At 39.0% G+C, this 19,840-nt stretch carries 20 protein-coding genes; 13 read left to right on the top strand and 7 right to left on the bottom strand.

Annotated features, from left to right (window positions below; translation table 11 throughout):
• Positions 1-57: 57 nt before the first annotated feature.
• The 10 genes from rsmG (at position 58) to ACXVWP_RS07455 (ending at position 7,653) form a co-directional block, all read left to right on the top strand.
• Entirely contained in the window at positions 58-669 is a 612-nt protein-coding gene (rsmG, locus tag ACXVWP_RS07410; protein WP_297568727.1) for a 16S rRNA (guanine(527)-N(7))-methyltransferase RsmG, read from the top strand.
• 140 nt (positions 670-809) lie between these two features.
• Positions 810-1,184: an ATP synthase subunit I gene (locus ACXVWP_RS07415; RefSeq protein ID WP_049355603.1), complete on the top strand. Its 375-nt coding sequence runs from the start codon at positions 810-812 to the stop codon at positions 1,182-1,184.
• 22 nt (positions 1,185-1,206) lie between these two features.
• On the top strand, positions 1,207-2,004 hold the full coding sequence (gene atpB, locus ACXVWP_RS07420) for a F0F1 ATP synthase subunit A (protein ID WP_049355602.1): 798 nt from the start codon (positions 1,207-1,209) through the stop codon (positions 2,002-2,004).
• A gap of 48 nt (positions 2,005-2,052) precedes the next feature.
• On the top strand, positions 2,053-2,307 hold the full coding sequence (gene atpE, locus ACXVWP_RS07425; RefSeq protein ID WP_005632219.1) for a F0F1 ATP synthase subunit C: 255 nt from the start codon (positions 2,053-2,055) through the stop codon (positions 2,305-2,307).
• Between the two features lie 38 nt (positions 2,308-2,345).
• Positions 2,346-2,816, top strand: coding sequence for a F0F1 ATP synthase subunit B (gene atpF, locus ACXVWP_RS07430; RefSeq protein ID WP_049355601.1), 471 nt, complete (start codon positions 2,346-2,348; stop codon positions 2,814-2,816).
• Positions 2,817-2,828: 12 nt separating this feature from the next.
• Positions 2,829-3,362, top strand: a complete 534-nt coding sequence (atpH, locus tag ACXVWP_RS07435; protein ID WP_049355600.1) for a F0F1 ATP synthase subunit delta — start codon at positions 2,829-2,831, stop codon at positions 3,360-3,362.
• A gap of 12 nt (positions 3,363-3,374) precedes the next feature.
• The gene (gene atpA / locus ACXVWP_RS07440; RefSeq protein WP_289902358.1) at positions 3,375-4,916 is read left to right on the top strand and encodes a F0F1 ATP synthase subunit alpha; all 1,542 of its coding nucleotides are present in this window, start codon (positions 3,375-3,377) and stop codon (positions 4,914-4,916) included.
• A gap of 18 nt (positions 4,917-4,934) precedes the next feature.
• Positions 4,935-5,804 (top strand): F0F1 ATP synthase subunit gamma, encoded by an 870-nt coding sequence (gene atpG, locus ACXVWP_RS07445; protein WP_289902357.1) that lies wholly within the window; start codon positions 4,935-4,937, stop codon positions 5,802-5,804.
• 17 nt (positions 5,805-5,821) lie between these two features.
• Entirely contained in the window at positions 5,822-7,195 is a 1,374-nt protein-coding gene (atpD, locus tag ACXVWP_RS07450) for a F0F1 ATP synthase subunit beta (protein WP_049355597.1), read from the top strand.
• Positions 7,196-7,224: 29 nt separating this feature from the next.
• Positions 7,225-7,653: a F0F1 ATP synthase subunit epsilon gene (locus tag ACXVWP_RS07455; protein ID WP_289902356.1), complete on the top strand. Its 429-nt coding sequence runs from the start codon at positions 7,225-7,227 to the stop codon at positions 7,651-7,653.
• Positions 7,654-7,702: 49 nt separating this feature from the next.
• On the opposite strand, the gene ilvA is transcribed toward ACXVWP_RS07455, so the two are convergent.
• The 6 genes from ilvA to ACXVWP_RS07485 all read right to left on the bottom strand — a co-directional run bounded on the left by ilvA (position 7,703) and on the right by ACXVWP_RS07485 (position 14,780).
• Positions 7,703-9,244, bottom strand: coding sequence for a threonine ammonia-lyase, biosynthetic (gene ilvA / locus ACXVWP_RS07460; RefSeq protein WP_297568734.1), 1,542 nt, complete (start codon positions 9,242-9,244; stop codon positions 7,703-7,705).
• 86 nt (positions 9,245-9,330) lie between these two features.
• Positions 9,331-11,169, bottom strand: a complete 1,839-nt coding sequence (ilvD, locus tag ACXVWP_RS07465) for a dihydroxy-acid dehydratase (RefSeq protein ID WP_289902354.1) — start codon at positions 11,167-11,169, stop codon at positions 9,331-9,333.
• A 335-nt stretch (positions 11,170-11,504) separates the two neighbouring features.
• Positions 11,505-12,080, bottom strand: coding sequence for a hypothetical protein (locus ACXVWP_RS07470; RefSeq protein ID WP_297568737.1), 576 nt, complete (start codon positions 12,078-12,080; stop codon positions 11,505-11,507).
• Positions 12,080-12,298, bottom strand: coding sequence for an acetolactate synthase 2 small subunit (gene ilvM / locus ACXVWP_RS07475; RefSeq protein WP_297568740.1), 219 nt, complete (start codon positions 12,296-12,298; stop codon positions 12,080-12,082). The genes ACXVWP_RS07470 and ilvM overlap by 1 nt, the downstream gene beginning before the upstream one ends.
• 1 nt (position 12,299) lies before the next feature.
• Positions 12,300-13,955, bottom strand: a complete 1,656-nt coding sequence (gene ilvG / locus ACXVWP_RS07480; RefSeq protein WP_329506025.1) for an acetolactate synthase 2 catalytic subunit — start codon at positions 13,953-13,955, stop codon at positions 12,300-12,302.
• Positions 13,956-14,141: 186 nt separating this feature from the next.
• Positions 14,142-14,780: a tellurite resistance TerB family protein gene (locus tag ACXVWP_RS07485; RefSeq protein WP_289902351.1), complete on the bottom strand. Its 639-nt coding sequence runs from the start codon at positions 14,778-14,780 to the stop codon at positions 14,142-14,144.
• A gap of 164 nt (positions 14,781-14,944) precedes the next feature.
• On the opposite strand from ACXVWP_RS07485, the gene ACXVWP_RS07490 reads away from it, so the two are divergent.
• Entirely contained in the window at positions 14,945-16,459 is a 1,515-nt protein-coding gene (locus ACXVWP_RS07490; protein WP_289902350.1) for a sodium-dependent transporter, read from the top strand.
• Between the two features lie 2 nt (positions 16,460-16,461).
• Entirely contained in the window at positions 16,462-16,560 is a 99-nt protein-coding gene (locus tag ACXVWP_RS07495; protein ID WP_049355588.1) for a methionine/alanine import family NSS transporter small subunit, read from the top strand.
• A 57-nt stretch (positions 16,561-16,617) separates the two neighbouring features.
• On the opposite strand, the gene cpdB is transcribed toward ACXVWP_RS07495, so the two are convergent.
• Entirely contained in the window at positions 16,618-18,591 is a 1,974-nt protein-coding gene (cpdB, locus tag ACXVWP_RS07500) for a 2',3'-cyclic-nucleotide 2'-phosphodiesterase (protein ID WP_289902349.1), read from the bottom strand.
• A 229-nt stretch (positions 18,592-18,820) separates the two neighbouring features.
• Between cpdB and ACXVWP_RS07505 the strand changes: the two genes are divergently transcribed.
• Positions 18,821-19,825 carry an ornithine carbamoyltransferase gene (locus ACXVWP_RS07505; protein WP_289902348.1) on the top strand — a complete coding sequence of 335 codons (1,005 nt, stop codon included), beginning with the start codon at positions 18,821-18,823 and terminating at the stop codon, positions 19,823-19,825.
• Positions 19,826-19,840: the final 15 nt, after the last annotated feature.

Below are 19,840 nucleotides of genomic sequence, written 5' to 3' on the forward strand. Positions count from 1 at the left end.
GGATTTTAACCGCACTTTCAAGTAGAATGGCGACAAACAGACAAGATAGATAGAAAAATGAAAGCAAAACTCGAAAATTTACTGGCTCAAGCAGAAATTCAATCAACCGATCTACAAAAAGATCAGCTGATTCAGTTGGTACAATTACTCAATAAATGGAACAAGGCTTATAATTTAACCTCTGTACGTGATCCGCAAGAGATGTTAGTAAAACATATCTTGGATAGTATTGTTGTTAGTCCTTATTTACAAGGGGATCGTTTTATAGATGTAGGAACAGGTCCAGGCTTGCCAGGACTGCCTTTGGCCATTATTAATCCTACCAAGCAATTTGTCTTGTTAGATAGTTTAGGTAAGCGTATTAGCTTCATTCGAAATGCAGTACGTGAGTTAGGACTAACAAATGTAGAACCTGTTCTTAGCCGTGTTGAGGAATACCAACCTGAACAAAAATTTGACGGAGTATTAAGTCGTGCATTTGCTTCGTTAAAAGATATGACAGATTGGTGTCATCATTTGCCAAAAGAAAATGGGTATTTTTATGCTTTGAAAGGCATTTATCACGAAGATGAAGTTCAAGAATTAGACAAAAAATTCGAAGTAAAAGACGTGATAACTTTGCATGTACCAGAGCTTATAGGTGAGCGACATTTAATCGTTTTACGATAAAACACACTTTTTTTACGGCTATTTTGTTAATTATTTTTTAAAAGTGTGATTTGTTTAACATTTTTTAGTGGTTTAAAAGTTGAAACTCTTTGTAGCACGGGTATAATTAGGTAGTTTTTGTATTTTAAAAAAATAAGATAATGTCTAAGGTTTTAACGCAGGCCAAAAATCGATATCAAAAGGCGATAATCATTGAATCAGTCTGTCTTGTTGTTTTTGGTTTGTTAGTTGCGCTTTGGCAAGGTGAAAGTGCGGTAGATTTTAGTTTAGGATTTATTAGTGCTTTTGTACCATTTTGTGCTTTTGCTTATATTGTTTTTTTTCGTAAACAAGATTTTTCAACAAAATTAACGGCATTTTATCGTGGTGAAGCGTTAAAGTTTATGTTAATGATTGTGCTTGTGGGGGTGTCCTTTAAATGGCTTGTTATCTCACATTTTATTTTGTTTTTTGTTGGTTTTTTTACAGCATTAGCGTTGAATAATTTTATTCCGTTTTTGTTAAATAGATCTTAATTTTTTCTACAAAGGATCGATTATGTCTGGACAAACTTCAATTGAATATATCCAACACCATTTAACTTATCTTACAGCAGGTGAAGGTTTTTGGACGTTTAATCTTGATACGTTTTTCTTCTCTGTGTTGTGTGGTTTCCTTTTCTTAGCTATTTTTCGTAAAGTGGCTAAAAAAGCAACAGCAGGTGTACCGAGTAAACTACAATGTGCTGTTGAAATGGCTGTAGAATGGATTGATGGTGTGGTAAAAGAAAATTATCACGGCAAACGAGATGTGATAGCGCCGTTGGCTTTAACCATTTTCGTATGGGTGATGATTATGAATACTATTGATTTGCTACCTGTGGATTATATTCCCCAGTTGTTTGCTATTATTACAGGTGATCATCATATTCCTGTACGAGCTGTGCCGACTACGGATATGAATATGACATTTGCAATGTCGATTTCAGTATTTGTATTGATCCTTTTTTATACGATTAAATCTAAGGGTATTAAAGGTCTTGCAAAAGAATACACTTTACATCCTTTCAATCATTGGGCATTTATCCCTGTTAATCTTCTTCTTGAATCCGTGACGTTGATCTCAAAGCCTGTTTCATTAGCACTTCGTTTATTCGGAAATATGTATGCTGGTGAGCTGATCTTTATTTTGATTGCCGTGATGTATTCAGCCAATGCATTTGTGGCTGCACTGGGTGTGCCATTGCAGTTGGTGTGGGCGATTTTCCATATTTTGGTCATCGCATTACAAGCCTTCGTCTTTATGATGCTTACTGTGGTTTACCTGAGTATTGCATATAATAAAGCGGAACATTAATTTTTATTTTTTATTTAACAACTCAACTCTCAACAACGGAGAAAATTTATGGAAACTGTAATTAGTGCAACAATCATTGCTTCTGCGATTATGCTTGCTTTTGCTGCGTTAGGTACTGCGATTGGCTTTGGTCTTCTTGGCGGTAAATATCTTGAGTCTGCCGCTCGTCAGCCTGAATTAGCTAATTCACTACTTACTAAGATGTTTATTGTTGCAGGTCTTCTTGATGCGATTGCGATGATCGCGGTAGGTATCGGTTTATATTTCGCATTCGCAAATCCATTTGCTGCATTATTAGGTTAATAAACAACAAATTTCCTAATTAACGAAGGAGGTATGTTGTGAATATTAATGCAACATTAATTGGTCAAACCATCGCCTTTATTATTTTTGTATGGTTTTGTGTGAAATTTGTTTGGCCACCAATTATTAATGCGATTGAAACTCGTCAAAGTCAAATTGCGAACGCTTTAGCGTCAGCTGAAGCAGCTAAAAAAGAGCAAGCAGATACGAAAAATCTTGTTGAACAAGAACTTTCAGCTGCAAAAGTACAAGCTCAAGAAATTTTAGATGCAGCGAATAAACGTCGTAATGAAGTGTTAGACGAAGTGAAGGCTGAAGCCGAAGAACTGAAAGCAAAAATTATTGCACAAGGTTATGCTGAAGTAGAAGCTGAACGTAAACGTGTTCAAGAAGAATTACGTGTTAAAGTAGCTTCATTAGCAGTGGCTGGTGCTGAGAAAATTGTGGGTCGTTCTATTGATGAAGCGGCAAACAATGACATTATTGATAAATTAGTTGCAGAGTTATAAGAGGCTTAGCTTATGTCAGAATTAACTACAATAGCTCGCCCTTATGCAAAAGCTGCATTTGACTTTGCCATTGAACAAAGTGCGGTCGAAAAATGGACTGAAATGTTAGGTTTCGCTGCCGCCGTAGCTGAAGATGAGACGGTAAAAGCTTACTTAAGTAGTTCTCTTTCTGCACAGAAATTAGCTAATACAGTAATTTCTATTTGTGGCGAACAATTGGATCAATATGGGCAAAATCTTATTCGGTTAATGGCTGAAAATAAGCGTTTGAGTGCGATTCCTACCGTGTTTGAAGAATTTAAACATTATGTGGAAGAACATCAAGCTATTGCAGAAGTTGAAGTAACGTCTGCACAACCATTGAATGCAACACAAATCGAAAAAATTGCAGCTGCAATGGAAAAAAGATTAGCTCGCAAAGTGAAATTAAATTGCAATGTAGATAGCTCACTGATTGCTGGTGTAGTGATTCGTACAGAAGATTTTGTGATTGACGGAAGTAGCCGTGGGCAACTTACTCGTCTCGCAAACGAGTTGCAATTATAAGAGGAATACAAGATGCAACTAAATTCAACAGAAATTAGTGAATTGATTAAAAAACGCATCGCTCAATTCGACGTGGTGAGCGAAGCCCGTAATACAGGGACAATTGTTTCTGTAAGTGATGGGATTATTCGTGTTCACGGTTTAAGCGATGTGATGCAAGGCGAAATGATCGCCTTACCAGGTAACCGTTACGCAATGGCACTTAACCTTGAACGTGATTCTGTTGGTGCGGTAGTAATGGGTCCTTACGCAGATTTAGCGGAAGGTATGGAAGTACAATGTACTGGCCGTATCCTTGAAGTACCAGTTGGTCGTGGTTTATTAGGTCGTGTGGTAAACACACTTGGTCAACCAATTGATGGCAAAGGCGAAATTGAAAACGATGGTTTCTCTCCTGTTGAAGTGATTGCACCAGGTGTTATCGATCGTAAATCTGTTGATCAGCCTGTACAAACCGGTTATAAAGCGGTTGACTCCATGGTGCCAATCGGTCGTGGTCAACGTGAGTTAATCATCGGTGACCGTCAAACGGGTAAAACAGCATTAGCAATCGACGCTATCATTAACCAACGTGATTCAGGTATTAAATGTATCTATGTCGCGATCGGTCAAAAAGCGTCGACTATTGCAAACGTAGTGCGTAAATTAGAAGAGCACGGTGCACTTGAAAATACTATCGTTGTTGCGGCATCTGCATCTGAATCAGCGGCTTTACAATATTTAGCACCTTATGCTGGTTGTGCAATGGGTGAATATTTCCGTGATCGCGGTGAAGATGCGTTAATTGTTTACGATGATTTATCAAAACAAGCCGTTGCTTATCGTCAAATTTCATTATTATTACGTCGTCCACCAGGTCGTGAAGCCTATCCAGGTGACGTATTCTATCTACACTCACGTTTACTTGAACGTGCAGCACGTGTAAATGAAGAATACGTAGAAAAATTTACTCAAGGTGCAGTAAAAGGAAAAACTGGTTCTTTAACCGCTCTTCCTATTATTGAAACTCAAGCGGGTGACGTTTCTGCATTCGTTCCAACCAACGTAATTTCGATTACCGATGGTCAGATTTTCTTAGAATCTAACTTGTTTAACTCTGGTATTCGTCCAGCGGTAAACCCTGGTATTTCGGTATCTCGTGTGGGTGGTTCTGCACAAACTAAAGTAGTGAAAAAATTAGCTGGTGGTATCCGTACTGCATTAGCTCAATATCGTGAATTAGCTGCGTTTGCTCAGTTTGCATCTGATTTGGATGATGCGACACGTAAACAATTAACGCACGGTGAAAAAGTTACTGAATTGTTAAAACAAAGACAATATGCACCCCTCAGTGTGGCTGAACAAGCCATTGTACTTTTTGCTGTTGAGTTTGGTTATTTAGAAGATGTGGAATTGCAAAAAATTGCAAGTTTTGAGACCGCACTTTTAGATTATGCATACCGTACTCATGGCGATTTTATGGCTGAATTAACCAAAACTGGTAATTACAATGATGAGATTAAAAACACATTGAAAACAATTTTGGATAATTTTAAAGCCAATAGCGCATGGTAAAAGTAACGGAGAAATAAAATGGCAGGTGCAAAAGAGATAAAAACCAAAATTGCCAGCGTACAAAGTACACAAAAAATTACTAAGGCAATGGAAATGGTGGCGACTTCGAAAATGCGTAAAACGCAAGATCGTATGGCAGCGTCTCGTCCGTATTCTGAAACAATACGAAATGTTATCAGCCATGTCTCTAAAGCGAATGTTGGTTACAAACATCCATTTCTAGCAGAAAGAGATGTGAAGAATGTCGGCATTTTAGTCGTTTCTACAGATAGAGGAATGTGTGGCGGTTTAAATATAAATTTATTTAAAACGGTGGTAACAGAAATCAAACAATGGAAAACGAAAGGTGTTAATGTTCAATTAGGATTAATTGGTTCAAAAGGCATTAATTTCTTTCGTTCACTAGGATTGCCTGTTAATGAACAGCTCTCAGGTCTCGGTGATAATCCGGCAATGGAAGCATTGCTTGGTGTTGCAAATGGGATGTTTGAGGCCTATCGTAAAGGTGAAATTGATGCGATTTATATTGCTTATAACAAGTTTATCAATACGATGTCTCAATCCCCTATTTATCAACAATTAGTACCATTACCAGAATTAGAAACGGATAATTTAGAGCAAAGACAACACACTTGGGATTATCTTTATGAGCCAGATCCTAAAGCGTTATTAAATAGCTTATTAACTCGTTATTTAGAATCACAAGTGTATCAATCTGTGGTGGATAACCTTGCTTCCGAGCAAGCTGCTCGTATGGTTGCAATGAAAGCGGCAACAGATAATGCGGGTAACTTAATTAATGACTTGCAGTTAGTTTATAACAAAGCTCGTCAAGCGAGTATTACAAATGAATTAAATGAAATTGTCGCCGGTGCGGCTGCAATTTAACGAAAAGAGGAACGGTAATGGCAACAGGTAAAATTGTTCAAATCATCGGTGCGGTGATTGACGTTGAATTCCCACAAGATGCAGTACCAAAAGTTTATGATGCATTAAAAGTTGAATCAGGTTTAACCCTTGAAGTTCAACAACAATTAGGTGGCGGCGTAGTTCGTTGTATCGCATTAGGTACATCTGATGGTTTAAAACGTGGCTTAAAAGTGGACAACACGGGTAACCCAATTCAAGTGCCTGTAGGTACAAAAACCCTTGGTCGTATTATGAACGTATTGGGTGAACCTATTGATGAACGGGGTGAAATTGGTGCAGAAGAAAGTTGGTCTATCCATCGTGCAGCGCCAAGCTATGAAGAACAATCTAACAGTACAGAATTATTAGAAACAGGGATTAAAGTTATCGACTTAATTTGTCCATTCGCAAAAGGCGGTAAAGTTGGTCTATTCGGTGGTGCGGGTGTGGGTAAAACCGTAAATATGATGGAGTTAATCCGTAATATTGCGATTGAGCACTCTGGTTATTCTGTATTTGCGGGAGTTGGTGAACGTACTCGTGAAGGTAATGACTTTTATCATGAAATGACCGAATCTAACGTATTAGATAAAGTATCCTTGGTTTATGGTCAAATGAATGAGCCACCAGGTAACCGTCTTCGCGTTGCATTAACTGGTTTAACTATGGCTGAAAAATTCCGTGATGAAGGCCGTGATGTATTATTCTTTGTTGATAATATCTATCGTTATACCCTTGCAGGTACCGAAGTATCGGCACTTTTAGGTCGTATGCCATCTGCGGTAGGTTATCAACCAACATTAGCGGAAGAAATGGGTGTGTTACAAGAACGAATTACTTCAACCAAAACAGGTTCTATTACTTCTGTTCAAGCGGTATATGTGCCTGCGGATGACTTGACTGACCCATCGCCAGCAACAACATTCGCACACTTAGATTCAACCGTTGTATTAAGTCGTCAAATTGCATCTTTAGGTATTTATCCAGCAGTTGACCCGTTGGATTCGACTTCTCGCCAATTAGATCCGTTAGTCGTGGGTCAAGAACATTATGATGTTGCTCGTGGCGTACAAGGTATCCTACAACGTTATAAAGAATTAAAAGATATCATCGCTATTCTTGGTATGGACGAATTATCAGAAGAAGACAAATTAGTAGTGGCACGTGCTCGTAAAATTGAACGTTTCTTATCACAGCCATTCTTCGTTGCTGAAGTATTTACCGGTTCTCCAGGTAAATATGTATCATTAAAAGATACTATTCGTGGTTTCAAAGGTATTTTAGACGGTGAATACGATCATATTCCAGAACAAGCGTTCTATATGGTAGGTTCGATCGAAGAAGTGCTAGAAAAAGCCAAAAATATGTAATCGCTTCAAGTTATTGAAGGAGAACTAAAATGGCAACATTAAAACTCATTATCGTGAGTGCCGAAGATAAAATCTTTGAAGGTGATGTAACACAACTTAGAGCAACAGGTATTGAAGGAGAGCTTGGTATTTTACCTGGTCATACTCCCTTACTTACTGCGATTAAGCCTGGCATTATCAAATTTACGCTTAAAAATGAAACTGAAGAAGTTATTTATGTTTCAGGTGGTTTTTTAGAAATACAACCTACAGTTGTAACAGTACTCGCTGATGTAGCAATTCGTGGAGAAGAGTTGGATGCTGAACGCATTTTGAATGCAAAACGCCAAGCAGAAGAAAATATTGTGGCTCATATTTCTGATGTAGATCATGACCTACTTGTAGCGAAACTTTCTAGAGAGTTAGCGAAACTTCGTGCTTACGAGCTTACTGAAAAACTCGTTAAATCAAAACGATAAATTTATGGTAATAAAAAAAGAGTGGTCATTTTGACCGCTCTTTTTGTTTCTATCTTAAGAAATATCGATAAGCTTTACTTTCGCTTACATCTTCATAAACATAACCGAGTTGTGTTAAAGCTTGCTCAAATTCTGTGTTATCTTTTTCTTCTAATTGAAATGCTGCAAGGATATTACCGTAATCGGCACCATGCGCACGATAGTGGAACAATGAAATATTCCAGCGTTTACCTAATATTTCTAAGAATTTCAGTAAAGCTCCTTTTTGTTCTGGGAATTCAAAGCTATAAAGTCGCTCATTACGGTTTGAAACTCGTCCACCCATCAAGTAACGAATGTGTGTTTTAGCAATGTCGTCATTAGACATATCTTCAACATCAAAGCCATTTTTCGTTAAATCAGCAATAATGTCTGCTTTTTCTGCTTCATTAGTCGTTCGCACACCAACAAAAATGCAAGCTTTTTGGTTATCTGCATAACGATAACTAAATTCTGTTACTGCTCGATTACCGATGACATGGGCAAATTTTAAGAAACTACCAGGTTGCTCAGGCATGGTTACCGCCAATAAAGCTTCACGGTTTTCACCAATTTCGCAACGTTCTGAAACATAACGTAAAGTATGGAAGTTAAGGTTGGCACCGGATAAAATCGCTGCCATGTTTTTATCTTCTAGATTGTTTTGTTTTACGTATTTTTTCAAACCAGCTAGACCTAGAGCACCAGATGGTTCGGCGATCGCGCGCACATTTTCGAATAAATCTTTCATTGCGGCACAAACTTCATCGCTATCCACCAACACCATACCATCCAAATATTTCTGGCATAAGCGGAATGTTTCATCACCAATACGTTTTACTGCTACACCATCAGCAAACAGGGCAACGTGTGCTAAATCTGTAGGTTCACCTTTTTCTAAAGCAGCATTCAAACAGGCTGAATCTTTGGACTCGACACCGATCACTTTAATTTCCGGCATAAATTGTTTGAGTAAAATGGCTACGCCAGCGGCGAGACCACCGCCTCCAACTTGAACAAAGACATAATCCAAATCAGCCACTTGTTGCAGCATTTCCATCGCTAACGTACCTTGACCCGCTATCACCAATGGATGATCAAACGGTGGAATAAATGTCATATGTTTAGATTTTGAAAGCTCAATCGCTTTAGCTTTAGCTTCATCAAAATTGGCTCCGTGCAGCAACACCTCACCATCAAAACCACGGACTGCATCCACTTTAATGCTTGGCGTGTTCTGTGGCATAACAATTAATGCTTTTAGCCCAAGTTGTTTCGCTGATAAGGCTACGCCTTGCGCATGATTACCTGCAGAAGCAGCAATGACACCCGCCTGTTTTTGTTCATTGGAAAGGCTGGAAATCATTGCATAGGCACCACGCAGCTTAAAGCTATTTACTGGCTGGCGGTCTTCACGTTTAATCCAAATATTATTATGTAGGCGCTCGGATAATTTCCCCATTTTTTGTAGCGGGGTTACAGTAGCGGCTTCATATACTCTGGAGCCAAGTTTAACAATCGCGTTAACATAATCCGATTGAGAGGGTTGAGAATTGGTAAGTAGATTTTTCATGATACTTAATTTGTTATGATGAAGTGCGGTTAATTTTTCTTTATTTTTATCCTCCTCTCTTTTGTGAGAGGAGGAGTGATTAGAAATTATTTTAAAAGTGTTTTATCACGCACTGCACCTTTATCTGCAGAAGTAGCGAAGTGACCAAATACTTTTAAGGCGAATGATACTTCACGTTCACGGTGAGCTGGTTGCCAGCCTTTGGCATCTTGCTCAGTACGACGTGTTGCTAATTCTTCATCGCTAATTTTTAGATTAATCGAACGATTTGGAATATCGATTTCGATAATATCGTCATCATGTACTAAGCCAATTGCACCGCCGGAAGCTGCTTCAGGCGAGGCGTGACCAATAGATAAACCGGATGTACCACCAGAGAAACGACCATCTGTTAATAAAGCACATTTTTTACCTAAGCCCATCGATTTTAAGTAGCTGGTTGGATAAAGCATTTCTTGCATACCTGGGCCACCTTTTGGACCCTCGTAGCGGATGACTACTACATGGCCTTCTTTAACTTTACCACCTAAAATACCGGCTACAGCGTCTTCTTGGCTTTCAAATACGATAGCACGGCCTGTGAATTTCCAGATAGACTCATCCACACCCGCCGTTTTTACGATACAACCGTCTTTTGCGATATTACCGAATAATACGGCTAAGCCACCTTCTTGAGAAATTGCATTTTCTTTGTTACGGATACATCCACTTACACGGTCATCATCTATGCTATCCCAACGACAATCTTGCGAGAAGGCTTGTGTGGTGCGAATACCAGCAGGGCCGGCACGGAAGAATTTGTGTAATTCTTCGTCTTTGTTACGAATAATATCGTATTGATTTAATTGTTCTTCTAGTGTTGTTCCTAACACGGTTTTGGTGTTGCGATGGATTAGCCCCGCACGATCTAATTCACCTAATAAGCCCATAATACCACCTGCACGGTGTACGTCTTCCATATGGTATTTATTAGTATTTGGTGCAATTTTGCTTAAGCAAGGCACAACGCGTGATAAGCGGTCAATATCTTCCATTTTGAAATCTACGCCTGCTTCTTGAGCAGCCGCTAATAAGTGTAAAACGGTATTACTTGAACCACCCATCGCAATATCTAAACTCATGGCATTTTCAAAGGCTTCAAAGGTGCCAATTGAACGTGGCAATACACTTTCATCGTCTTGCTTGTAATAGCGTTTACAAAGCTCAACAATTTGACGACCAGCTTTTAAGAATAATTCTTTGCGGTCAGCATGGGTAGCCAACATTGATCCATTGCCTGGTAAAGATAAACCTAAAGCTTCGGTTAAGCAGTTCATTGAGTTAGCGGTGAACATGCCTGAGCAAGAACCACAAGTTGGGCAAGCGCTGCGCTCAATCGCATCAATACGCTCATCACTTACATTCGGATCTGCCGCTTCAATCATCGCATCCACTAAATCTAAGCGAATAAGCTTATCAGATAATTTCGTTTTACCCGCTTCCATTGGGCCACCTGAAACGAAGATAGTTGGAATGTTCAAACGCATTGCCGCCATTAACATTCCCGGGGTGATTTTGTCACAGTTGGAAATACACACCATCGCATCAGCACAGTGAGCATTAACCATATATTCCACGCTATCTGCGATTAAATCACGGCTTGGTAAGGAATAAAGCATCCCACCGTGACCCATAGCAATACCGTCATCTACCGCAATAGTATTGAATTCTTTTGCTACGCCGCCGGCTTTTTCAATTTCAGCTGCAACCAGTTGCCCCATATCTTTTAAATGAACATGCCCAGGTACGAATTGGGTGAAAGAGTTCACTACCGCAATAATCGGTTTACCAAAGTCATTTTCTTTCATCCCTGTTGCACGCCATAAGGCACGTGCACCTGCCATATTACGACCCTGAGTGCTGGTCGCTGAACGTAGTTTTGGCATAAATAATCTCTCCAAGTAAATTTTTGTTAAAGTTCGTTATATTATTTAATTTCTTCGTTAATGAATACTGCCAAATCTCCCCTACCCCTCTTTGCTAAAGAGGGGATTTTCTTTATAAATTTGCTGTCATCTGACTAATTTATATTTGCCATATCAAAGTAGAATAATGATATAAAATCTCGCTCGTTCTTTCCCCCTCTTTATCAAAGAGGGGTAGGGGAGATTTGGCAGAAGATAATACGAAGAAATTATTCAATAAAGTTAAATTTATAAATGCAATTATTTAGATAAAGAATCTATAGCTTGAAATGGTAATGTAATAATTGCTAATGGAATCATAAGAATAGCAACGCCCCCCAAACAACAGCCATTGAAGCTCCCTCTTTGGTCCCTTCATAATCAAAACTTGTTGATTTTTTATATTCAATAAAATTTGTTTTTAATGGTTTAGAGAGCTTTCCTTTAATCAAGATCTCATCTTTATTCTGAAGCTTTACAAGCTCACCATGACTTATTCCAAAAAGTAAGTCAGGATTTCCCTGAGAGGATTTGTAAACATCACGTTTATTAAATAAACTTTCTATCTCCTTTTTAGTCAATTTTTTGCTATCAAGTTCAATAAATACGAATGCTTTAATTTTGTTATCTTCACTATTTTTTTCAATACGATCTATGCGTGCTTCTTTAAAAGCTTTCATATCTTTAGAATTTAAAAAATTAATGAAATTTTGCACATCTTCAGATTTAGAAGATGAGAATTGATAGCTATTTAAATCTCCTATGGCATAAATATTATTGTTTGCAATAAAAAAGGCTTGGATCACCTCTGTTTGTTTAGATATTTCTTTTTTATTGGTTGTACATCCAACTATAAATAAGATAGAAATAACAAGTAAAAGAAATTTTTTCATTATTTTATCTCCACCACATCCGGCAATTTCTCCAATTGATTCACCAACAAATCAAAAGTGCGGTCAGATTTTACAGTGATTTTTAACTTCACTTGGGTTTCTACCAATGCCATATCCATATTAGTCACAGTGAAACCACGTAAACGAATAACGCGTAATACACGTTCTAAAACCTCTGGGCGATGTTGAGCGATCAAGTCAAAAGTATATTGATTCATCTTAAATTTCCTCCAACATATCGGCATTACATGCACCTGGTGGGACTAATGGCCATACGCATTCTTCAGGTGGAATGCATACTTGTAGCAAATAAGCGGTTTCGCTATTTAATAAGCGATTAAGTGCTGCATCCACGTCATCAGCGCGCTCAATGCGTTCAGCTGGAATATCAAAAGCTTTCGCTAACATCACGAAATCAGGGTTATCTTCTAAAATGGTTTCAGAGCGGCGTTTGTTCCAGAAAAGGTCTTGCCATTGACGCACCATACCAAGACGTTGGTTATCTAACAGTAAAATTTTCACGGGTAATTTGCCGCGTTTGATTGAACCTAATTCTTGAATGTTCATCATCAATGAACCATCACCCGTGACTAAAATCACTTCATCATGAGGACGTGCTTTTTTCGCGCCCACCGCTGCAGGTAAACCAAATCCCATGGTGCCGAAGCCCGCAGAGGTAATATAGTTTTCTGGTGCGAAATGACGCATATGTTGTGCTGACCACATTTGGTGTTGACCAACATCGGTACAAATCACCGCATTTTGAGGTTTACGCTGTGAAAGAGTGTTGAGCAATGCCCAAGGGTCAATCGGTCGATTACCTGCATTGTTGATATAAGTAAAATCGAGTTTGGCTTTCAGCGCTTGAATATGTGTACGCCAATCATCAATCGCAAGCGGGATACTTAAAGCCTCTAAAGCTTGAATTAAATCACCTTGAAGGGCAACATTGGCCACACGAAGTTTATTGATTTCAGCCGCATCAATATCACAATGAATGACTTTAGCTTGTGGCGCAAAACTGTCTAATTTGCCTGTCACGCGGTCGTCAAAACGTGCACCGCACACTAACAATAAATCACATTCGTGTACGGCAATATTGGCAGGTCTTGTGCCGTGCATACCAATCATGCCCATATAAACGGGATCGGTCGGGTCAATTGAGCCTAAACCTTTTAATGTTGAAACAGATGGCATTTTGGTAATTTGTAGGAATTTTTTGACCGCTTGTGTAGCTTTCGCCATGCCTACACCACCACCGACATAAAGCACCGGTTTTTTCGCTTGTGCCAATAATGTTTTTGCTTCAGCTAATTTTAATTCTGAAAGTGCGGTTGGTTTTACGGTTGGTTTGACAATAGGTTTGATATGTTCTGGTACATCGCCAACTTGGATGTTACGAGGGACATCGATGAGAACAGGGCCTGGTCTGCCGCTTTGTGCAATTTGGAAAGCAGAAGCAATAATTTCAGGAAGTTCTTCAACAGATTGAACAATATAGCTGTGTTTGGTACACGCAAGGGATAAACCTAAAACATCAGCTTCTTGGAAAGCATCTGTACCGATAAGTGGTGCTGCTACTTGACCAGTAAATGCCACGATAGGTACAGAATCAGCAAAGGCATCGCCTAAACCTGTTACTAAGTTGGTTGCACCTGGACCTGATGTTGCGACACATACGCCAACTTTGCCCGTAGAGCGAGCATAACCAATTGCGGCTATTGCTGCACCTTGTTCGTTACGGCAAAGAAGATGGTCAAGAGCTGAGTCATAAATTGCATCATAGGTTGGCATGATTGCCCCGCCTGGGTAGCCGAAAAGATCGGTTACGCCATGCGCTTTTAGACATTGAATGATGAGTTGTGCACCTGTCATATTGCTTCCTATTTTATGATTATTGATATAGTTTATTAAAAGCTTAAGTTCAGCATTGTAGCTGAATTTTTCTATTTTTAGACAGGTTTTTACAAAAATACAAGCGAAAAAAACACGATAAAAAATATTATCGTGTTTTTTGATGAAAAGAGACATTAGAAAATGTGATATTTTCTGTGTCTAAAATTAGAAACCAGCTTGTTTTTCTAATTGTTCAACAAGTGCATCATCTAAGCCTAATGCTTTTGCTAAATCTGCTAAGAAAATGATTTCTTTGCGAGATAAATCTTTGCTTACTAAACGAGCAGCTAAATATACATTGCTTGCAAGTGCAGTATCGTTGCCTACAAGACGTGCAATTTCATTGATAGAAATTGGATTTTGGATTTCTTGTGCAATCCATTGTGCTAATTCAGGGTTGTTACCTGCTTCGTTTGCAATAGTTTGTTTTTCATCTTCAGTAATTTCACCATCTGCTGCCGCTGCGGCGATCATTGTGCGTAAAATTAATTCACCTGTATCGATATAAGTTGATGAATTTAATACATCAAACGCATTTTCTGAGATGTTTGGTTGGCTGCTTTGTTGGGATTTTTGATAGTTTTGGTAAGCTTGATAAGCAAGGTTACCTAATACAGCAAGTGAGCCTAATTTTGCTAAACTTGCACCACCACTACGGCCTAAAATCATTGATAAAATACCGCCTAATGCAGCACCGCCACCTACTTTAGTGATAGAGTCAATAGTTTGGTTGCCGGTTTCAAGTTTGCTTGCAGAGTTTTTAGCGACATCTAAAACTTGATTTAAAATGCTGTTGAGATCCATAAATGTTTCCTTTTCAGTTTGGTGTAAATAAAAATTTAATTGTGTGATTAGACAGTTAAATTTGAAAAAAATTCACTGAATTTAATCTCTCTTTAAATCGAGTTCTTGACTCGGTTTTAGAATTCATTATATTGAAATCTTTCTTCATTCAAAAGGAACTTAATATGGCGCAGTCAAACGCAAAGCGTGAGACCTTCTCCGGTCGGAAAGCATTTATTATGGCGGCAATTGGATCCGCTGTTGGCTTAGGAAACATCTGGCGTTTCCCTTATACCACTTATGAAAACGGAGGCGGTGCATTTATTATCCCTTACCTCATTGCTCTTTTAACCGCTGGTATTCCATTGCTTTTCTTAGATTACGCAATTGGTCATCGCCATCGTGGAGGTGCGCCACTTTCTTATCGTCGCTTTAACCCACATTTTGAAGTGTTTGGTTGGTGGCAGGTGATGGTCAATGTCATTATCGGGCTTTACTATGCAGTAGTATTAGGTTGGGCGGCAAGCTATACCTACTTCTCACTTAATTCTGCTTGGGGCGATCAACCAATTGATTTCTTCTTACATGAATTCTTAAAAATGGGGGAGATCAGTAATGGAGTGAGCTTTGAGTTTGTCGGCATGATAACTGGTCCATTAATCGCGGTATGGTTAGTAGCATTAGGCGTACTTTCTTTAGGTATTAAAAAAGGGATTTCTAAATCTGCAGATATCTTAATGCCTGTTTTAGTGGTGATGTTTGTGGCGTTGGTTGTTTATTCTTTATTCTTACCAGGTGCAGAAAAAGGCTTGAATGCGTTATTTACCCCAGACTGGTCTAAATTGTCTAACCCAAGTGTGTGGATTGCGGCTTACGGTCAAATCTTCTTCTCTCTTTCTATTTGTTTCGGGATTATGATCACTTATGCGTCTTACCTGAAAAAAGATTCTGATTTAACAGGAAGTGGTTTAGTTGTTGGCTTTGCGAACTCAAGCTTTGAAGTACTTGCAGGTATCGGTGTATTTGCGGCATTAGGCTTTATTGCAGCTGCACAAGGTGTGGAAGTGAGTGAGGTGGCAAAAGGCGGTATTGGTTTAGCCTTCTTTGCATTCCCAACCATCATTAATAAAGCACCATTTGGTGAAGTGTTAGGGGTATTGTTCTTCGGTTCATTAACTTTCGCAGCATTAACTTCATTTATCTCTGTTATTGAAGTAATTATTTCTGCGGTACAGGATAAACTTCGCATTCGTCGTTCAAAAGTGACCTTTATCGTCGGTTTACCAATGATGGTGGTATCAGTAATTTTATTCGGTACCACAACCGGCTTACCAATGCTTGATGTGTTCGATAAATTTGTGAACTACTTTGGTATTGTAGCGGTCGCATTTGTTTCATTAATTGTGATTGTAGCAAATGAAAAACTAGGTTTATTAGGCAACCACTTAAATCAAAGCTCTTCATTTAAAGTCGGTTTTTTATGGCGTTTATGCATTGTCATCACCACGGGTATTCTTGCCTTTATGTTATTTAGTGAAGGTGCGAAGGTATTTACAGAAGGTTATGAAGGTTATCCAAGTTGGTTCGTAAATACCTTTGGTTGGGGTATGGCAATTTTGCTTGTAGTCGTTTCGTTCATTCTTTCTCGCTTAAAATGGAAAAATGAAGAGAACTTTAATCTTGAAGAAAAAGGAGAATAAAGATGACAAGTATTGCAATTGCAATGATGATTGTGGCGCTTCTTGTGATTTGGGGAGGCTTGATCTTTGCTTTAATTAGACTTCCAAAAGAAGAGAAATAAAGTCAAAATTGACCGCACTTTGAAATAAGTAGGGCGTGCTGAGCACGCCCTTTTTTGTTATTTAGATAAATCGATTTGATATACCGCAAAGCCCACTTCATCAGTGCCGACTTTCTTCATTGGATATTGTGCATTATCTTGAATAAATTTCGCTGCCTGTTCGCTTGGCGAGGTTTCAAAACGCACATCTAATTTATCGTTACCTTTAATCGGTGCAAAACGCCAGTTTTTATCCGCACTTGGGTTTACATGGCCATGCTTTTCACTTTCTGCTTTGATGTAATCCGCAAGAATTTGGCGGTTTTCATCAGGAGAAGCGTAAACAATGTGTGCATCGCCTGTGCCTGGGAATTTATTACCGTAAGCTCGATAGTTATTAGTCGCAATTAAGAATTCTGCTTTTGGATCAACCGGTTTACCTTGGTAAGTTAAATTCACTACACGGTGTGAATTCGGGTTAATCAATTTGCATTCGCCATCATAACGCGCTGGTTGAGTGAGGTCGAATTCATAATTTACACCGTCAATCACATCATAGTTATAAGTACGGAAGCCTTCCCAATCAAGTAAAGATTGTGGTTTGTCACTTGTAGGATCGATTTGTTTGAACATACCTGCGCTACATTCCAACCATTCTTTCAATTCTTCACCCGTTGCTTTCACCACAATTAAGGTATTTGGATAGAGATATAAATCTGCCGCATTACGGAAGGTTAATTCACCTTTGTTCACCTCTGTATAGCCAGTAGGGTCATTTTTACGTCCACCTGCTTTAAATGGTGCGCCTGCACTTAAAATTGGTAAGCCTGCCATTGCTGCAACACTTGGTGCTACTTTTTCAACATAAGCTTTTTGTGCTTGGTTCACAATTTGAATAGTTGGGTCATCTTGCACTAAGGCTAAGTAGCTATACATGTTATCGGTGGCTTTACCGATTGGTTGCGCCACGAATTCACGGGTGGCTTCATGCACAGGTTTTAAAAGTGCGGTCAATTCTGCGTCACTTTCTGTGGTCGCTTTTTTGTTTTCAGCGTCGTAAATTGGGCGAAGAGCCGCTTTACCATCAGCCACTAACCATTTGCCATTGTGTTGAGCAAGGGTTAAGTCGATTACACTGATGTTATTTGCCCAGTAACCTGCCATACTTTCAGGCACGCCTTTCACAGTACCTTTAGCAATATCTGCATTTGGTGATTTTGCAAACTCTTTATTTGGGAATAAACGGTGAGAGTGACCGAAAACAATCGCATCAATGTGCGGTATATCAGCAAGATAGAATGCTGAGTTTTCTGCACCTTCTTGATATGGCTCGTCAGATGGGCCTGTGTGCGCAAGTGCCACAATAATATCTGCACCTTTTTGTTTCATTTCTGGCACATATTTTTGTGCGGTTTTCACGATATCGCGGGTTTCTACTTTGCCTTGTAAGTTCGCTTTATCCCACACCATAATTTGTGGTGGCACAAAACCGATATAACCAATGTTTAGTTTATGCGTTTCACCTTGGCTATCCACCACTTCTTTTGTTTGGATTACATAAGGCGTGAAATAGGGCTCTTCGGTACCGACTTTCACTACGTTAGCATTGATGATAGGGAATTTCGCTTGTTTAATCGCATCCGCTAAATAATCTAAGCCATAGTTAAACTCGTGGTTACCTAATGTCCCTACTTCATAGTGCATCGCATTTAAGCAATCCACGGCTGGGTTTGATTTGCCTTCTTTATAACCTTTAGCTGCTTGATAGTCAGCAATTGGGTTACCTTGAATTAGGTCACCGTTATCAACTAAAACGCTGTTTTTCACTTCTTGACGAGCTTGACGAATCAAGCTTGCTGCACGGGTAAAACCGAATTTCTCAGTCGGTGCATCTTTGTAGTAATCGAAGTCAGTTAAAAAACTGTGAATATCGGTCGTTGCCACAATACGTAAATCGACTTGTGTGTCGCTTTTCGCAAAAGCAAAACGGCTTGCACTTAACGCTAAAATGCTGCTTGCGCCAAGTTGGATGAAATCTCTTCTGTTGATCATATGAGCTCCTGTTGTATAAAAATCGGCAAGATTTTAAATCTCTTTTATATATAAAGAAAGCGCAATATAAAGTTCTGAAATGAAGTGTGATATGCATCACAAAATAAGGGATTTAATTTGATTGCAAAACTTCACGTTTGGGACAAAAATAGGGTATTAAATCCGCTAAAAATTACTTCATTCACAGTAAGGTAGCCATTTATTGATGGCATCCGATAAGGAGATCGCTATGGCTTTTAATCTTAAAAATAGACACCTATTGAGTCTTGTTCATCACACAGAACGTGAAATTAAATATCTCTTAGATCTCTCCCGAGATTTGAAACGAGCCAAATATGCAGGCACAGAACAACAAAAATTAAAAGGCAAAAATATAGCGCTCATCTTTGAAAAAACCTCCACCCGCACACGCTGTGCATTCGAAGTCGCTGCTTATGACCAAGGCGCACAAGTCACCTACATCGACCCGAACTCCTCTCAAATTGGCCACAAAGAAAGTATGAAAGATACCGCCCGCGTATTAGGCAGAATGTATGATGGCATTGAATATCGTGGCTTTAAACAAAGTACCGTGCAAGAACTTGCTGATTATGCTAGTGTGCCGGTATTCAATGGTTTAACCGATGAATTCCACCCAACACAAATGCTTGCCGACGTACTTACCATGATTGAACATTGCGATAAACCATTAAGCGAAATTAGCTATGTATATATTGGGGATGCTCGCAATAACATGGGTAATTCACTTTTATTAATTGGTGCAAAATTAGGTATGGATGTTCGTATTTGTGGACCTAAAGCATTATTACCAGAAGCAAGTCTTGTGGAAATGTGCGAAAAATTTGCGAAAGAAAGTGGCGCTCGTATTACTGTAACTGAAGATATCGACAAAGCTGTGAAAGGTGTAGATTTTGTCCATACTGATGTGTGGGTTTCAATGGGTGAACCATTAGAAACTTGGGGCGAACGCATTAAATTATTACTTCCTTATCAAGTCACACCTGAATTAATGAAACGCACTGGTAATCCAAAAGTGAAATTTATGCACTGCTTACCTGCCTTCCATAACAGTGAAACCAAAGTGGGTCGTCAAATTGCTGAAAAATATCCTGAATTAGCGAATGGTATTGAAGTAACTGAAGATGTATTTGAATCGCCAATGAACATTGCATTTGAACAAGCAGAAAACCGTATGCACACAATTAAAGCAGTCATGGTTGCGAGTTTAGCTTAGGAAGGATCTAGATAA

Source organism: Haemophilus sp. SZY H56 (assembly GCF_054332415.1).

Excerpts from the sequence above, each read along its gene's own strand:
- ACXVWP_RS07485 (WP_289902351.1), bottom strand. The coding sequence starts at position 14,780 with ATGGATCTCAACAGCATTTTAAATCAAGTTTTAGATGTCGCTAAAAAC.
- ACXVWP_RS07490 (WP_289902350.1), top strand. The coding sequence starts at position 14,945 with ATGGCGCAGTCAAACGCAAAGCGTGAGACCTTCTCCGGTCGGAAAGCA.
- ilvG (WP_329506025.1), bottom strand. The coding sequence starts at position 13,955 with ATGACAGGTGCACAACTCATCATTCAATGTCTAAAAGCGCATGGCGTA.
- atpE (WP_005632219.1), top strand. The coding sequence starts at position 2,053 with ATGGAAACTGTAATTAGTGCAACAATCATTGCTTCTGCGATTATGCTT.
- ACXVWP_RS07415 (WP_049355603.1), top strand. The coding sequence starts at position 810 with ATGTCTAAGGTTTTAACGCAGGCCAAAAATCGATATCAAAAGGCGATA.
- ACXVWP_RS07455 (WP_289902356.1), top strand. The coding sequence starts at position 7,225 with ATGGCAACATTAAAACTCATTATCGTGAGTGCCGAAGATAAAATCTTT.
- atpH (WP_049355600.1), top strand. The coding sequence starts at position 2,829 with ATGTCAGAATTAACTACAATAGCTCGCCCTTATGCAAAAGCTGCATTT.
- ilvD (WP_289902354.1), bottom strand. The coding sequence starts at position 11,169 with ATGCCAAAACTACGTTCAGCGACCAGCACTCAGGGTCGTAATATGGCA.
- atpD (WP_049355597.1), top strand. The coding sequence starts at position 5,822 with ATGGCAACAGGTAAAATTGTTCAAATCATCGGTGCGGTGATTGACGTT.
- ilvM (WP_297568740.1), bottom strand. The coding sequence starts at position 12,298 with ATGAATCAATATACTTTTGACTTGATCGCTCAACATCGCCCAGAGGTT.
- ACXVWP_RS07495 (WP_049355588.1), top strand. The coding sequence starts at position 16,462 with ATGACAAGTATTGCAATTGCAATGATGATTGTGGCGCTTCTTGTGATT.
- ACXVWP_RS07505 (WP_289902348.1), top strand. The coding sequence starts at position 18,821 with ATGGCTTTTAATCTTAAAAATAGACACCTATTGAGTCTTGTTCATCAC.
- rsmG (WP_297568727.1), top strand. The coding sequence starts at position 58 with ATGAAAGCAAAACTCGAAAATTTACTGGCTCAAGCAGAAATTCAATCA.
- ilvA (WP_297568734.1), bottom strand. The coding sequence starts at position 9,244 with ATGAAAAATCTACTTACCAATTCTCAACCCTCTCAATCGGATTATGTT.
- atpA (WP_289902358.1), top strand. The coding sequence starts at position 3,375 with ATGCAACTAAATTCAACAGAAATTAGTGAATTGATTAAAAAACGCATC.
- cpdB (WP_289902349.1), bottom strand. The coding sequence starts at position 18,591 with ATGATCAACAGAAGAGATTTCATCCAACTTGGCGCAAGCAGCATTTTA.
- atpG (WP_289902357.1), top strand. The coding sequence starts at position 4,935 with ATGGCAGGTGCAAAAGAGATAAAAACCAAAATTGCCAGCGTACAAAGT.
- ACXVWP_RS07470 (WP_297568737.1), bottom strand. The coding sequence starts at position 12,080 with ATGAAAAAATTTCTTTTACTTGTTATTTCTATCTTATTTATAGTTGGA.
- atpB (WP_049355602.1), top strand. The coding sequence starts at position 1,207 with ATGTCTGGACAAACTTCAATTGAATATATCCAACACCATTTAACTTAT.